Genomic DNA, 15,214 nt, shown 5'->3' on the forward strand with positions numbered 1-15,214 from the left:
GTTTCCGTCCCTGGGAGCCCGATCCCGTTGGGCCCACCGGCGAATGGGCGGCTTCTACGCCTGTTGTTTTCGCTTTGCCAGCAGGATTTGGTGTAACTGCCCGAAAGTCGGAGACAGTTTGTGCGCTAATCGGCCTTTCGGGCAGGTATGAGTTCGCGCGCAGGGGCTATGCCGTTGAGCTGTGCGTTGACGATTGTCCAATCGGCATCGTGCGATGGCAATATGACAAGGTCCTTGTCCCGCTCCTTCAAGGCCTTGAGACCTTTAAGCCAGCCGATCACGGCCGGCCTGTCCTCAGGGACCATCCAGTCTGCCAAGAGCCGCGAGCGGGGTGTCGGGACTTCGGCGTTGACCGAAAGAGACACCGTGTCTCCCCCGAAGATGTACTCGCGGCCCGAGGCCAGGCGGACATAGAACATTTCCGATGCCGGGGTGTGCCCGGGAGTCTGGATCGCAACCACGCCGGGCGCGATGGCTTCCACGGGCTTCAGTTCGCGAGTCTCGCTGATCAGGCGGGCATTCTCGCGCCAGAGCGAGTTGATGTTGCCGAGCATTCCGGGCGTGATCACCGCCTTGTCGACGATGTCCTCGAAGCGCTGGTGATCAAGAAATGCTCCAACGTGGTCGATATGGGCGTGGGTGAACAGGATCATCTCGCTCTCGTCCATCCACCGCTCCACCAGCCTGCGAGCGTTGTCGTCGTAGTGCTTGAAACCCATGGTGAGCGCATCGGCGCGTGACAGGCCCGGATCGATCACGATGCCGCCACCCGGCGTCGTCAGCCGCCAGGCGAAGACGCCGGAAGTGACCTGTCTCAGGCCGGTGCCTGCCGCCAAGGCCGCTCCCGGAACGTAGCGCGTGGCGATCGCTGCGAAGGTGATCGCGGTCGGCTTCTGGCCCGGAATTGCGTCTGCCGCCTTTCGCAGCTCGGCCAGATCAAACTTGCGCGCCGGGACATTGGCTGGACCGGCATTCACCAGCAGCCAGTAGTAGGCGAGCGCCAGCACCAGCAGCACAGCGATCAAGCCCTTGGAAAATCGACTCACGCGGAGGCCCCCGTTACCCAAGCCACGTCAAAACACCTCTACCCGGTCGAGCCCGTGCTCGGCCAATGCCGGGCGCAACTGATCGACTTGCGCGCCACCGCGCGTGAACAGAGCAAGGTCCGACCGTTCGCGCCGCCATGTCTGCCCTTGCGTCAGGTGGGCGATGCGCCGAGCGATACCGTCCGAGCCATCAATGAAGCCGACACCCGGACCGAAGGCTGCGGCGAGTTCATCCTGCACCAGCGGGAAGTGAGTGCAGGCGAGCACCACGGTATCGATGCGTTCGCCCCCCGGCATGTCGCGCAGTGCCTGTGCTGCGCGGGCATAAACCGCAGGATCCACAGGCTCGCCCCGCAACTTGGCCTCGGCAGCAGCGACCAGTTCAGGCGCGCCGTGGCGGAGCAGCGTCTTGCCGGAAGCGAATTCGGCCTCGAGCCTGTCGACATAGCTCTGGCGAATCGTTGCGGCGGTGCCGAGCAGGCCAATCACGCCGGTCGTCGTCATCGCCGCTGCGGGCTTGATCGCCGGAACCGTGCCGACGATCGGGACTTCGAGCACTTCGCGCACCGATGCCAGCGCGATGGTCGAGGCGGTGTTGCAGGCTATACAGACGAGACGGGGACGCAGTCGTTCTGTCAGGCGACCAAGCAGACCCGACACGCGCGCCGCGATCTGGGCCTCGGTCTTGTCGCCATAAGGTAGCCCGGCGTTGTCGGCGACATAGATCACCGGAGCCTGTGGCAGCATCGCGCGCACCTTGCGCAGGACCGAAAGTCCGCCGACGCCCGAATCGAACAGCAGTAGCGGAGCAGCAGGATCGGACGGGGGGCTGTCGGTCATTGCCGGTGCTTGTATCGGGAATGGCAGCAAAATGGGAAGTGGCCTCTTTCGCTTTTGTGCCCGGTGAGGATATGAGCAGGGTGTGGAAACGCTTTTGCCCTTGCTCGTCGGCTATCTGCTCGGCTCCGTGCCCTTCGGCCTCATCCTCACCCGGCTGACCGGTGGTGGCGATCTGCGGGCGATCGGTTCAGGCAACATCGGCGCGACAAATGTGCTGCGCACCGGCAAGAAGGGGGTGGCAGCCGCCACGCTGTTGCTGGACATGGGCAAGGGGATCGCCGCCGTGCTCATCGCCCGCCATTTCTGGCCCTCGGCCGAACCGCTGGCCGCACTTGCTGCCGTGCTTGGCCACTGTTTCCCGGTCTGGCTCAAGTTCAAGGGCGGGAAGGGCGTTGCCACGATGATGGGAATCTCGCTTGGCCTCGCATGGCAGATCGGACTTGCCTATGCGGTCGTGTGGTTGGGCGTGCTGTTTGCCAGCCGCATTTCGTCGCTCGGCGGGATGAGCGCGGCGGTGGCGGCTCCGGTCGCTGCCCTGCTGCTGGGGTTCACGGCCTATGTGCCGGTGCTGGCGCTGCTTGCGCTGCTGGTACTGTTCCTCCACCGCGAGAACATCGACCGCCTGCGCGCGGGGACCGAGCCCAGGGTCGGCAGCAAGAAGTGACCGTCGCGGCGCAAGCCACGCTTTCGCGGGGCGAGGCTTTCGCTCGCATCCGGCTGCTGCGCTCGCCCAATATCGGTCCGGTCAGTTACAACCAGCTTATGCGACGCTTTGGCACGGCTGAGGCGGCGCTCGAAGCCCTGCCTGACCTCGCCGCGCGCGGTGGTGCACCTTATCGGCCCGCTGCGGTCGAGCGGATCGAGAACGAGATTGCTGCCGTCCGCAAGGCAGGCGCGCGCTATCTGTTTCATGACGGGCCAGACTATCCGGCGCTCCTCGCCGCGCTGGAAAGCCCGCCGCCGATCCTGACGGTGCGGGGAGACGTCGGCCTGCTCTCACGGCCTTCCGTCGCGGTGGTCGGCGCACGCAATGCCTCGGCGGCTGCGGTCAAGCTCTCGCGCGATTTCGCGACGGCGCTCAGCGCCCAAGGCTATGCGGTGATCTCCGGCCTGGCGCGGGGGATTGACGCTGCCGCCCATCGCGGCGCGCTGGCGGGCATGGCCGAGGGCGGCGGCACCGTGGGTGTGATCGCCAGCGGCATCGACATCAGCTACCCGCCCGAAAATGCGGAATTGCAGGAGCAGGTGGCCTGCGAGGGCCTGCTCATCGCCGAAATGCCGCCGGGCACCGAGCCGCTCGCCCGGCATTTCCCGCACCGCAATCGGATCATCGCAGGGCTCGCCACCGGTACCCTGGTTGTCGAGGCCGCGCCCAAGTCCGGTTCGCTGATCACAGCCCGGCTTGCGGCTGAGGCGGGGCGCGAGGTCATGGCCATTCCCGGCTCTCCGCTCGACAGTCGCTCGCACGGTTGCAACCAGTTGATCCGCGACGGGGCCATCCTTGTGCAGTCGCCCGAGGACGTGATCGAACTGTTGCTCGGCTTCGAAGGCCAGCCCCGGTCGAGCTTCCGGGAGGGGCAGCATTCGTGGGCGCCAGAGATCGAGGACAATCCAGCCGACATCGCGGGACTGCTCACGCTGGCACCGATCGGGGTGGACGAACTGATCCGGCAGAGCGGGGCAACTGCGGGCGCGGTGCAGATGGCCTTGCTGGAGATGGAGCTTGCGGGCCGGTTGCAGCGTCATGCAGGAGGGCGCGTCAGCCTCCAATCCTGAATGACTGCCCACGCTGCCGCTTGACGAACCTGTCCGGTAGTCCCCACCCTCGCGCACACGTACACGTAAGGACTGCTTTTTCAGATCATGCAGCTTGTCATTGTAGAATCTCCGGCCAAGGCCAAGACCATCGAGAAGTATCTTGGCCCCGGCTACAAGGTGCTCGCCTCCTATGGTCATATCCGCGACCTGCCCGTGAAGGACGGCTCCGTCCGTCCGGACGAGGACTTTGCGATGGACTGGGAACTTTACGGCGACAAGCAGTCGCGCGTGAAGGCCATCACCGATGCGGCCAAGGATGCAGACCGCCTGATTCTCGCGACCGACCCTGATCGTGAGGGTGAAGCAATTTCCTGGCATGTCAGGGAGTTGCTCAAGAAACGTAAGGCGCTTCCTAAAGAGGTTGAGCGCGTCACGTTCAACGCGATAACCAAGCAGACGGTGACCGACGCGATGAAGCGTCCGCGCGAGCTGGATCAGGATCTGATCGACGCCTATCTCGCCCGCCGCGCGCTTGATTACCTGTTCGGATTTACGCTTTCGCCGGTACTGTGGCGCAAGCTTCCCGGCGCCAAATCGGCAGGACGCGTGCAGTCGGTAGCGCTGCGCCTGATCGTCGAGCGCGAGCGCGAGATCGAGGCGTTCCGGGCGCAGGAGTACTGGTCCGTCATTGCCCGCCTTGAGCAGAGCGGGACAGAATTTGCCGCGCGTCTCGTCAAGTTCGATGGCCAGAAGCTCGACAAGCTGACGCTGGGCGATGAAGGCGCGGCGATGAAGGCCAAGGCCGTGGTCGAGGCCGGGACCTTCCGCGTCGAGGAGGTCGAGACAAAGCCGACCCGCCGCAATCCCTATCCGCCGTTCACCACCTCGACGCTGCAACAGGAAGCGGCGCGCAAGCTTGGCTTCTCGGCCAGCCATACCATGCGGGTGGCGCAGACGCTCTATGAGGCGGGTGCGATCACCTACATGCGTACCGATGGTGTGCAGATGGACCCGAGCGCGATCTCTGCCGCGCGCAAGGCGATCTCGGATCGGTACGACGGGCATTACCTGCCGGAAAAGCCTCGTCATTACGAGACCAAGGCCAAGAACGCGCAGGAAGCACACGAGGCCATCCGCCCGACCGATTTCTCCAAGGACCGTTACGGCTCTGCGGATGAAGCGCGGCTCTACGACCTGATCTACAAGCGCGCGATGGCCAGCCAGATGGCGTCGGCCAATATCGAGCGCACCAGCATCACGTTGCGCGATGGCACCGGCAAGCACGAACTGCGCGCCACGGGGCAGGTCGTGAAGTTCCCCGGTTTCCTCGCCGTGTACGAGGAAGGCCGTGACCAGAAGGCGGATGGCGACGACGAGGACGCGAGCCTGCTGCCCGACATGAAGACCGGCGATACGCCCGCCAAGCGCGGCGTCGACGCCACCCAGCACTTCACCCAGCCGCCGCCGCGCTATTCGGAAGCGAGCCTGGTCAAGCGGCTTGAGGAACTGGGCATTGGCCGTCCTTCGACATATGCATCGACGCTGCAGGTACTCAAGGATCGCAGTTACGTCCGGACGGAGAAAAACCGTTTCTTTGCAGAGGAATCCGGCCGACTTCTGACGTCGTTTCTGGAGCGATTCTTCTCGCGCTATGTCGCCTATCAGTTCACCGCCGGAATGGAGGAGGAGCTGGACGACGTTTCGGGCGGGCGTGCCGAATGGAAGAAGGTGCTCGCCGCCTTCTGGCGCGATTTCAAGCCCAAGTCCGACGAGGTGATGGAGAAGAAGCCGAGCGAGGTTACCGCCGAGCTTGACGAATTCCTTTCCGACTATCTGTTTCCCCCGCGCGAGGATGGCACCGATCCGCGTCTGTGCCCCAAGTGTGAGGCGGGCCGGCTGTCGCTGCGCGGTGGCCGTTACGGCGCGTTCGTGGCGTGCTCCAACTATCCCGAATGCAAGTACACCCGCAAGTTCGCCCAGCCCGGCGGGGCGGAAGGCGATGGCGCGGAAGATGGCGTTCTGGGCAAGGACCCGGTGACGGGCCTTGAGGTCGTGCGCAAGGCCGGACGTTTCGGTCCCTACATCCAGCTGGGCGAAGGCAAGGAAGCCAAGCGCGCCTCGATCCCCAAGGACATTGCCGAACTGGATCTGGAATGGGCGCTCAAGCTGCTCTCGCTCCCGCGCGAAGTTGGCTCACATCCTGAAAGTGGCAAGCCGATCACCGCCAGCATCGGGCGGTATGGTCCTTACCTGGCGCACGACGGCAAATATGCGCGGCTGCGCTCGACCGCCGAGGTTTTCGAGACCGGCATGAACGCTGCCGTCATGCACCTTGCCGCTGCGGCGGCGGGGGCAGGCGCGCGCGGCAGCCGCACCTCCGCCGAGCCGCTAAAGGTCTTCGGCGCGCATCCCACGTTCGGCGGCGAGATCAAGCTCATGGCGGGCCGCTATGGCCCTTACGTCACCGACGGGACGACCAACGCCACCCTGCCCAAGGACAAGCAGCCCGAATCGCTGACCCTTGAAGAAGCCATCGTGCTGATCGACGAGCGCGCGGCCAAGGCGCCCGCCAAGGGCAAGAAAAAGGCCCCGGCCAAGAAGGCTGCACAGAAGAAGACCGCTGCCAAGAAGCCTGCCGCAAAAAAGGCTCCGGCCAAGAAGGCGGCTAAGGCAGCGTCGGACTCCTGATCGGAGATTGATGGAATGCTCTCGCTTTGGGTTGCCCTGCTGGCTCAGTCAACGCTTCAGGCGCCGATCTTCGTTCCGGAGCAGGCGGCGACTTGGCGTGATATGCCTGCTGATGCCTTGCGGATGAAGCAGTCGGTGGCCGCGAGGATCGAAGTCATTGTTCGTCCGGATGGACTTATCGAAAAGTGCACAGTGCTAGAAACAGTGGGGCCGGCATCCGTGGCGCGTCAGTTGTGCAATGCCCAGAAGCCTCGTACATGGAAAGCCGCTGTAGGGAGCGACGGAAACCTGACCTTTGGCGTCGTGCGCGAATGGGTGAAGCTGGTCGTGCCAGGCAGCACCAACCAGAGCCGCATCTCCGGCATTGAAGATCCGGTGGATGCGATCATCGCCATGCCTCCCGGGTTGGACGGCGCCGCGAGCAGGGAAGTCACGGTGTTTGTCGAAATGGACGAACAGGGCACACCTGTCGCATGTCGCGCAGCGCAGGACGCGGGTATGGCGGATCTGGCTTGTGCCGCGGCGCTCAAGATCAGAGAAAGCGCTATCGCAGTTCGCGAGGCGCCACTTCCCTCCTATGTAATCGCCAGGACCATCAGGTTCGCCGGCTGACCGCCCAGTTCAGCGGCGCAGCCGGTAGAGCCAGTATTCCTTGTTGCCGAGAGGTACGGCCGCATAGCGCTCGTAATCGCGGGCGAGGGCGGCCTTGATCATGCGGCGCGTGTCCATGTTGGGGAGGTACAGCTTCTGGTACTTGCCACGCATGATGATTACGGTCGGTCGCGAGGCGAGGACCTTGGACAACTCCGCCGATGCGTCCACGCCGATGGCCGGTGCCTCGACATAGGTATTCAGGTGGTTGGGGAAGATGCGCGTTGTCGGCAGGCAGCTGTTTGTCGTGCGGTAGAACGCCATTTCGCCTTCGTAGATGAACAGGCAGCCATCGCGCATTTCCTGCGTGATGGCGGCGTTCATCGCCTCGTACTGTCGTGTCGAGCCGTGCTGGTTGTACTGGTAGATCATCACCGCGATGCCGGCGATGGCCCCGAACCCCAGCAACAACCTGCCATACCACCGTTCGCCAACGCGAACCCGCGCCAGTGCAGGGGCTGCGAGGACCGACAGCGGCACGAGCAGCGGCGAAACGTAGTGGTCGTACCAGGTGCCGAAGATCAGGAACCCGGCAGAGGCCGCAATGGCCCACACCCGTATCACGCGCAGCGACCCCGGATGAGTTCCGCCCGAAGTGTCGAACTTGCGCGGAGCGCGGAAGATCACCAGCCAGAACGGGATCATCACGGCGACTTCCTTGGTCAGCCGCCAGTAAGACTTCCAGCCGTCCGAGCCGCGTTCGAAGACCGAGACGAAGTTGGCGTAGACGAACGCTTCGGTCTGTCCGATCCCCACGTACCAGAGAAGCGCGGCAACTGTCGGCAGCAACGCCACGGCGATCCAAAGAGCCGCGACCGCACCAAGCTTGCGGTACGACCAGACATCGGCAAACCCGCGTGACAGCAGCATCAGGCCGAAGGCAGCGCCTTCGAAGATGACAGTATACTTGATCTGGATGGCAAGGCCCAGAAGCAGCATCGCCACGCATCCGCGCCACGCCAGCCCGGGCGCTTCGTGCCGCTTTAACGCTTCGACCACGACCAACGCTGCGAGCGCAACGGGCAGGTTGTAGAACACCGGAGCCTGTCCCATCCCGGCGTTGAATATCGGCATGAACAGGAGATAGGCCGCGCCGGCCTGCCATGCGGCTGCGGGGGAAGCGATCTCGCGGGCAAGGCGGCTGATCACCAGAGCCGTCAGCGTAGCCGAGATGGCCGAACCCATCTGATAGGCAATGATCGGATCGAATGGCAGGGCAGCCAGCGCCTCGTAGACCAGGAACAGGCCGATCGGCTTGCGATCCCAGATGTCGACGTAGGGCACGGCGCCTTCGCGCATCCGTTCGGCCACGAACAGGTAGAACTGCTCGTCGATGTGGACGACGGGGTTGCCGAACAGGAAGCTGCGGGTGATCAGGAACAGGGCAAGGAAGCCGAGAGATTCGACCAGCCACAAGGGCACGACGGCGGGGCGGTTGAGAAATTGAGCAGTTGCGGCACGCATCCTGCGTGGCCACGGCTCGACGGCGACAACTGCCATAACGCCGCCAGACTCGCTCATTCCCGTACTCCGTCCGTCAATCGATCCGAGACGTAAACGGGCACCAAGCCCGAATCCTTCGTAGCGATGCTATATCCCGGTTTGTTGACTATCCCATCTCGCCTTCGCGTGTGCACAAAAAACCAACCATTTTGGCAGATCGTGATACTGGGACGAGGACTGCGAAAGTAGGCGCAGCTTCAATTCAAAAAGGCAGCAAGTCCTTCGGCTGCCGCCTCATGCCCCGCACGGTTGGGATGAATTGGGATGCCGTCTCCCTGCGGCGCTGACATGCCATTGCTCCACGGTTCGGCCGAGCATGGAGCGTGGGTCTTCGAAAGTGCGGAGAAGCGGAATACCTCCGCCTTCTCGGTCCGCGCCACCTTGGCGGTGAGTTTGGCCAGCCGCTTTGCCACGCCCCGGCTGTAGGCCATGCGCTCGTCCGAGATCGGAACCGCGGCACAAGCGCCCTTGGGTGGTAGGACGGTGATGTAATCGACGAAGACGATCCGGGCATCGGGCGCGCGCTGGCGAACTTCGCGCACGATCTTGCGCATGCGCTCCTCGTCGCCCTTCCATTCAGCCTCGGTGATTGCGCGCCACTTCTGGCAACGTTGGTCGGGCGTCGCCATCTTCTCGCAGGCGGCGGCGAAGATATTGCCGACGAAGTTGACGTCGTTCCCGCCGATGGTGATCGTAACCAAACGCGCGTCGGCGGTGACGCTTTCAATCTGCGCTGGCACTTCGTCCCACGCGCCCAGGACATGCTTCGTCGTAGCACCGCTGCAGGTCGCGTCGGTGAGCGTGAGTTTCAGTTTCGCAGCAAGCAGATTGGGGTAGTTCAGCGTTCCGCGCCCGCAACGTTGCGGCGTATCCGGGGTATTCGGACCGACGCCCGGCCCCGCGGCAAAGGAACTGCCCAGCGCTACGTAACGCGCGCCTTCAGGGAGGGGGGCTGGCTTTGCGAGTACAGGCGATGCCAGCAGTGCCGCCAGCGCGAACAGCGCAGGTCGCATGCTCACTTCACCCATTCCAGCCCGATTTCCTCGTAGATTTCCTTGGCGTCGGCCCAGCGTTCGTCCACCTTCACGTGGAGGAACAGGTGCACCTTGGTTTCGAGCAGCTGCGCTAGTTCCTTGCGCGCCGCCTCGCCGATCGCCTTGATCCGCGCACCGCCCTTGCCGAGCACGATGGCGCGCTGCGTTTCGCGGGTAATCACGATCTGCTGGTGGATCTCGACAGAGCCGTCCTTGCGCTGGATGTACTTTTCCGGACGCACGGTGCTGTCATAGGGCAGTTCGTCATGGAGCTGACGATAAAGCTGCTCGCGCGTGATTTCCGCCGCCATCAGCCGCTCGCTGGCATCGGACACCTGATCCTCGGGGTAATGCCATGCGCCTTCGGGCATGAGCGCGGCGAGGCGCTGCTTGAGTTCTGGCACGCCATCGCCGGTAAGGGCCGAGACGAAGAACACCTCGTCGAACGCGGCCTCCTGTGTCAGGGCCTCGGCCATGACCAGCAGCGGTTCCTTGGGCGTCGAATCCACCTTGTTGAGCACCAGAAGCTTGCGCTCCGGGCGATCTTTCAGAGTATCGAGAATGGGTTCAAGATAGTCGCGCTTCTTCTTGCGGGCATCGACCACCAGCAGGATCGCGTCCGCTTCGTGCGCGCCGTCCCAAGCGGCGCTGACCATTGCACGGTCGAGCCGACGCTTGGGTTCGAACAGGCCGGGGGTATCGGCCAGGATGATCTGCGCCTTGTCCTCGCCCACGTCTTCAAGGGCGATTCCCATCAGGCGCGCGCGGGTGGTCTGCGCCTTGGGCGAGACGATTGCCACTTTCTGGCCCACCAGTGCGTTGACGAGGGTCGACTTGCCGGCGTTCGGTGCGCCAAGAACGGCCACGAGGCCACATTTTTCGGTCATTATTCCAATTCTTCAGAAGAGTTGCGGCCAGCTTTAAGCGAAATATGCCCCGGCCGCCAGATTAGCGTCAGCCATAGGCCTGCATGAACGCGCGCGCCGCTGCTGTTTCGGCTTCCTGCTTGCTCGACCCAGTTGCCCGGGCATCGCCCACGCCCTTGACCTCGACCGCGACGGTGAACTTCGCCGCATGGTCCGGCCCTTCACGCGCAACGAGGGTATAGACCGGGGGCTTGCGCCGGTTGCCCGCCGCCCATTCCTGCAGCGCGGCCTTGGGATGCTTGCGCTGGCCGGTGCCCGAGGCCATCGGCCGCTCCCACACCTTGCGCACGAAATCGCGCGCCGCATCGAAGCCACGCTCGACGAACAGCGCGCCGATCAGGGCTTCCATCACGTCGCCAAGGATGTTGTCGCTCTGCGCCCCGCCGTCGTCGCGCGCCTGCTTGCCGAGCCGGATATGCGCAGGGAGCGCGATGGCGCGCGCCACGTCGGCGCAGGTCTCGCGGCTGACGAGCGCGTTGAGCCGCTGTGAAAGCTTGCCTTCGGCGGCGTCGCTCTTTTCATGCAGCCAGTCGGCGATTACGAGGCCGAGCACCCGGTCACCCAGAAACTCGAGCCGCTGGTAATCGCGCGCTTCGCCCATCGAGCCGTGAGTCAAAGCCTCGGCCCACAGGTCGGGCCGGGAAGGGGCTCTCCCGGTGATCTGCGTCAGGAACGCGACGGCTTCTGCCGGAAGCGCGCTCAGAACGTGCCCCCGATCCGGTTCCAGCGCGCGGCGGTGAACCAGGTCCAAGGCAGGAACCAGTTGGCGCTGCCATCGGTCGACCACATCATGATCGTTGCCCGGCCGACGAGATTGTCCTGCGGGACGAGGCCGATGCCGCCGCCTTCCATCGCAGGGAAGCGGCTGTCCATCGAGTTGTCGCGGTTGTCGCCCATCATGAACAGGTGGCCCTCTGGCACGATTACAGGAGCAGTGTCGTCAACCGCGCGCTGACCCATGTCGAGCACGTTATAGCTTCTGCCCGAAGGCAGAGTCTCGCGGTATTGCGGGTAATGGCAGGTCTGGCGGCCATCGGCCTCTGTCACCGCGAATTCGATCGACAGGCAATCGGTGTTCGGGCTGACGGGGATGACGAAGTCCTCGACCTTCACCTTGGGCACCGCCTTGCCATTGAGGTGGAGCACGCCGCCGATCATCTGCACGCTGTCGCCCGGCAGGCCGATCACGCGCTTGATGTAATCGACATCGTTGCCCGGAGGCGCCTTGAAGATGACCACGTCGCCACGGTCGGGCTGGCTGGCGAAAATGCGCTTGGGCAGCAGGGGCGCACTGAACGGCAGGGAATAGCTGCTGTAGCCATAGGGCCACTTGGCGGCGAGCAGGTAGTCGCCGTTCTCGAGCCGCGGCAGCATCGATTCCGACGGGATGTTGAAGGGCGAGAAGATGAAGCTGCGGAAGATCGCCACCACCAGCACCAGCTTGATCAGGAAGACCGGGAAGCTGTCCTCCTTCTTCTCCTTTTTGGCGGGAGAAGCGGCGGCTTGATCCGCTGGCGTTGGGCTGCTTGCGTCTGGCGTGTCGTTCATCGTCGCGGTCATGTTGCCAGCAGGGCCCTTCGTCAAGTGTGTTGTTTGTCTAATACAGTAGCTGAAATACGTCTGCGTTGCTTGCGCGTTGATGAACAGGACGCTTGGCGAGACGGGCTTGGGCGGGCATTAGGGCTATTACGCAGTTGCGAAAGGAAGAGGTTGGACATGTCTGCAAGTGAGGCAAAGCAGTATTGGACCGCACTGGAAGGCCTGCCGAAGCCGACCTTGAAGGAACTGTTCGCCGACGGCGCGCGCCTTGCGCGCTACTCGACCACGCTCGATCTGCCCGGCGGTCCGGTGATCTTTGACTGGTCCAAGACGCATCTGTCGCCCGAAGTCGATGCCCTGCTGGGCGCGGTCGCGGCAGCCATGGACCTGGAAGGTCGCCGCGACGCGCTGATCTCGGGCGAGAAGATCAACAACACCGAAGGCCGCGCAGCCGAACACACTGCCGAACGCGGCATCGGCAAGGATACCAGCGTCGAGGAAGCCGCAGCCCTCCATGCGCGGATGCAGATGCTGGTTGATGCGATCCACGAAGGCGCGCTGGGCGAAGTGAAGAGCCTGATCCACATCGGCATCGGCGGCTCGGCACTCGGTCCGGCGCTCGCTATCGACGCACTGACCCGCGATGGCGCGAAGGTGGCGGTGCATGTCGTTTCGAACATCGATGGCTGCGCGCTGGAAGCGGCGATGAAGGCTTGCGATCCGGCGACGACGCTGATCGCGGTCGCCTCCAAGACTTTCACGACCACCGAGACCATGACCAACGCCCATTCCGCGCTCGAATGGCTGCGCGAGGGTGGCGAGTCCGATCCCTATGGCCGCGTGATCGCATTGACGGCATCGCCAGAGAAGGCGGTGGAGTGGGGCGTCGATGAAACGCGAGTCCTGCCGTTCTCCGAAACCGTAGGTGGGCGGTATTCGCTGTGGTCCTCGATCGGGTTCCCCGTCGCCATGGCGCTGGGCTGGCAAGGCTTTGCCGAGTTTCTCGATGGTGCCGCCGCGATCGACCGCCATTTCATCGACGTCGATCTGGCGGAGAACGTCATCGTTCGCGCCGCCTTTGCCGACCTCTACTATGCGCAGGTGCGTGGCTGCCAGACGCGTGCCGTTTTCGCCTACGACGAGCGGCTGAAGCTGTTGCCCGACTATCTCCAGCAGCTCGAGATGGAATCCAACGGCAAGCGCGTGCTGGCCGATGGCACCCCACTGATGCGGGCCAGCGCTCCGGTGACGTGGGGCGGGGTCGGCACCGATGCGCAGCACGCGGTGTTCCAGTTGCTGCACCAGGGCACGCACCTGATCCCGGTCGATTTCCTCGCGGTGAAGACGCAGGGACATGACCTTGACCCTGCTCATCACGAAATCCTGCTGTCCAACTGCTTTGCGCAAGGGGCGGCACTGATGGCGGGCAAGGCGTCCGATGATGGCGCCCGGGCCTATCCGGGGGACCGTCCTTCGGCCACGATCCTGTGCGAGGACCTGAACCCCGCCACGCTTGGCGCGCTGATCGCGTTTCATGAACACCGCACCTTCGTTTCCGCCGCGATGCTCGGCATCAATCCGTTCGACCAGTTCGGCGTGGAACTCGGCAAGGCCATTGCCAAGCAGATCGAGGCTGGCGGCGGCGAGGGCTTCGATCCTTCGACAGAGGCTCTGCTGGCGGCGGCAGGCATTGGCGGCTGATCGTTTCGCGTAACGGACTATTGCCGGGAATGCCTCTGGTCTTGGCGTGGACCAGAGGCCATATGCGGCTTCAAGACAAGGAGCGCATATGGCAGAGCAGGAATCTGGGCAGGTTACTGGGCAGGACTTCGATTACGATCTCTTTGTGATTGGCGCAGGTTCGGGCGGCGTGCGTGCCAGCCGGATTGCCGCGAGCCATGGTGCGCGAGTGGCCGTGGCCGAGGAGTACCGGGTTGGCGGCACGTGCGTGATCCGCGGCTGCGTGCCCAAGAAGCTGCTGGTCTATGGTTCGCACTTTGCCGAGGAATTGCAGGACGCGGCCAACTATGGCTGGACGGTCGAGAAGATGAGCTTCGACTGGCCGACGTTACGTGACGCGGTGATGAGAGACGTCGACCGGCTCAACGATGCCTATACGAACACGCTTGAGAACAACAAGGTAGAGCGCTTCCTCGAGCGCGCGACCGTTGCCGGGCCGAATACCGTGCGCCTCGCCTCAGGGCGCGAGATCAGTGCGAAGTATATCCTCATCGCAACCGGCGCCTGGCCGGTGATGCCTGAATTTGCGGGCAGCGAGCACTGCATTACCTCGAATGAGGTGTTCCATCTGGAGAGCCTGCCCAAGCGCGTGGTGATCTCCGGCGCGGGCTATATCGCGATGGAATTTGCAGGCATTTTCAACGCGCTGGGCTGTCACGTAACGGTGGTCAATCGCAGCGAGACGATCCTGCGCGGCTACGATGAATCGCTGCGCGACCGTCTGCTCCAGATCACCATGGCGCGCGGGATTGAGTACAAGTTCAATTGCCCGTTTGACCGCGTCGAGAAGCGTGAGGATGGATCGCTGGATGTCTGGCTCGGCAAGCAGCCCGATCCGATCCACGCCGATGTCGTCCTCGTGGCAACCGGACGTCGGCCGAAGACGGATGGGCTTGGCCTTGAAAGTGCCGGGATTTCACTGGGTTCGGCGGGCGAGATCCCGGTGGACGATCACGGCAAGACTGTCTGCGACAGTATCTACGCCGTCGGTGACGTAACGAACCGCGTGCAGTTGACCCCCATCGCCATCCGCGAGGGACAGGCCTTTGCCGACCGTGTGTTTGGCGGCAAGGAGACCTCGGTCAGCTATGACAGCATCCCGAGCGCGGTGTTCTCGCAGCCACCGCTGGCGGGCGTTGGTCTGACGGAAAGCCAGGCACGGCAAGCGTTTGGCAGCAATATCAAGGTCTACTCGTCGGACTTCCGACCGATGAAGAACATCTTCGGCCACCGGCCTGAGCGCGGGCTATACAAGATGATCGTCGATGCCTCGACCGAGAAGGTGCTGGGCATCCACATGATCGGCCCGGACAGCCCCGAGATCCTTCAGGCGGCGGCCATCGCGGTGAAGGCGGGGCTGACCAAGACCGACTTCGACGCAACGGTCGCCTTGCACCCTTCGATGGCCGAAGAGCTTGTCTTGATGCGATAAGGTGGGAAGTTGGCGGTTTCCAACTCTCCGAGGCGAACCGGCAACTCCCCCACAACT

Annotated in this window: 13 protein-coding genes; 6 read left to right on the top strand and 7 right to left on the bottom strand. The window is 63.7% G+C overall.

Annotated elements, in window-relative coordinates; translation table 11 throughout:
- Nucleotides 1-125 precede the first annotated feature (125 nt).
- Nucleotides 126-1,046, bottom strand: a complete 921-nt coding sequence (locus IQ25_RS14110) for an MBL fold metallo-hydrolase (protein ID WP_158637751.1) — start codon at nucleotides 1,044-1,046, stop codon at nucleotides 126-128.
- A 27-nt stretch (nucleotides 1,047-1,073) separates the two neighbouring features.
- Nucleotides 1,074-1,886 (bottom strand): glutamate racemase, encoded by an 813-nt coding sequence (gene murI, locus IQ25_RS14115; RefSeq protein WP_144906925.1) that lies wholly within the window; start codon nucleotides 1,884-1,886, stop codon nucleotides 1,074-1,076.
- A gap of 82 nt (nucleotides 1,887-1,968) precedes the next feature.
- Here murI and plsY point away from each other — a divergent pair, with 82 nt between their 5' ends.
- From plsY to IQ25_RS14135, 4 genes are all read left to right on the top strand, one after another.
- Nucleotides 1,969-2,550 carry a glycerol-3-phosphate 1-O-acyltransferase PlsY gene (plsY, locus tag IQ25_RS14120; RefSeq protein ID WP_144906926.1) on the top strand — a complete coding sequence of 194 codons (582 nt, stop codon included), beginning with the start codon at nucleotides 1,969-1,971 and terminating at the stop codon, nucleotides 2,548-2,550.
- On the top strand, nucleotides 2,547-3,662 hold the full coding sequence (gene dprA / locus IQ25_RS14125) for a DNA-processing protein DprA (RefSeq protein ID WP_144906927.1): 1,116 nt from the start codon (nucleotides 2,547-2,549) through the stop codon (nucleotides 3,660-3,662). Before plsY ends, dprA begins: the two co-directional genes overlap by 4 nt.
- Nucleotides 3,663-3,749: 87 nt before the next feature.
- Nucleotides 3,750-6,332, top strand: coding sequence for a type I DNA topoisomerase (gene topA / locus IQ25_RS14130; RefSeq protein ID WP_144906928.1), 2,583 nt, complete (start codon nucleotides 3,750-3,752; stop codon nucleotides 6,330-6,332).
- A gap of 123 nt (nucleotides 6,333-6,455) precedes the next feature.
- On the top strand, nucleotides 6,456-6,944 hold the full coding sequence (locus IQ25_RS14135) for a hypothetical protein (RefSeq protein ID WP_158637752.1): 489 nt from the start codon (nucleotides 6,456-6,458) through the stop codon (nucleotides 6,942-6,944).
- A gap of 9 nt (nucleotides 6,945-6,953) precedes the next feature.
- Here the strand turns inward: IQ25_RS14135 and IQ25_RS14140 are convergent, their stop codons facing one another.
- The 5 genes from IQ25_RS14140 to lepB all read right to left on the bottom strand — a co-directional run bounded on the left by IQ25_RS14140 (nucleotide 6,954) and on the right by lepB (nucleotide 12,006).
- Nucleotides 6,954-8,504 (bottom strand): ArnT family glycosyltransferase, encoded by a 1,551-nt coding sequence (locus IQ25_RS14140; protein ID WP_144906930.1) that lies wholly within the window; start codon nucleotides 8,502-8,504, stop codon nucleotides 6,954-6,956.
- Nucleotides 8,505-8,683: 179 nt separating this feature from the next.
- Nucleotides 8,684-9,514 carry an SGNH/GDSL hydrolase family protein gene (locus IQ25_RS14145; RefSeq protein ID WP_144906931.1) on the bottom strand — a complete coding sequence of 277 codons (831 nt, stop codon included), beginning with the start codon at nucleotides 9,512-9,514 and terminating at the stop codon, nucleotides 8,684-8,686.
- Nucleotides 9,502-10,407 (bottom strand): GTPase Era, encoded by a 906-nt coding sequence (era, locus tag IQ25_RS14150; RefSeq protein WP_144906932.1) that lies wholly within the window; start codon nucleotides 10,405-10,407, stop codon nucleotides 9,502-9,504. Before era ends, IQ25_RS14145 begins: the two co-directional genes overlap by 13 nt.
- A 67-nt stretch (nucleotides 10,408-10,474) precedes the next feature.
- Nucleotides 10,475-11,173 (bottom strand): ribonuclease III, encoded by a 699-nt coding sequence (gene rnc / locus IQ25_RS14155; RefSeq protein WP_144907110.1) that lies wholly within the window; start codon nucleotides 11,171-11,173, stop codon nucleotides 10,475-10,477.
- Complete coding sequence (gene lepB / locus IQ25_RS14160) at nucleotides 11,146-12,006, bottom strand: signal peptidase I (protein WP_407070601.1); 861 nt, start codon at nucleotides 12,004-12,006, stop codon at nucleotides 11,146-11,148. The genes rnc and lepB overlap by 28 nt, the downstream gene beginning before the upstream one ends.
- 156 nt (nucleotides 12,007-12,162) lie before the next feature.
- Here lepB and pgi point away from each other — a divergent pair, with 156 nt between their 5' ends.
- Both pgi and gorA read left to right on the top strand, forming a co-directional pair.
- Nucleotides 12,163-13,686 carry a glucose-6-phosphate isomerase gene (gene pgi, locus IQ25_RS14165; protein WP_144906933.1) on the top strand — a complete coding sequence of 508 codons (1,524 nt, stop codon included), beginning with the start codon at nucleotides 12,163-12,165 and terminating at the stop codon, nucleotides 13,684-13,686.
- 88 nt (nucleotides 13,687-13,774) lie between these two features.
- A complete protein-coding gene (gene gorA, locus IQ25_RS14170) occupies nucleotides 13,775-15,157 on the top strand; it encodes a glutathione-disulfide reductase (protein WP_144906934.1) in 1,383 nt (460 codons plus the stop codon).
- Nucleotides 15,158-15,214: the final 57 nt, after the last annotated feature.

It is taken from the genome of Novosphingobium taihuense (genome assembly GCF_007830315.1).
GTDB classification, from domain to species: domain Bacteria; phylum Pseudomonadota; class Alphaproteobacteria; order Sphingomonadales; family Sphingomonadaceae; genus Novosphingobium; species Novosphingobium taihuense.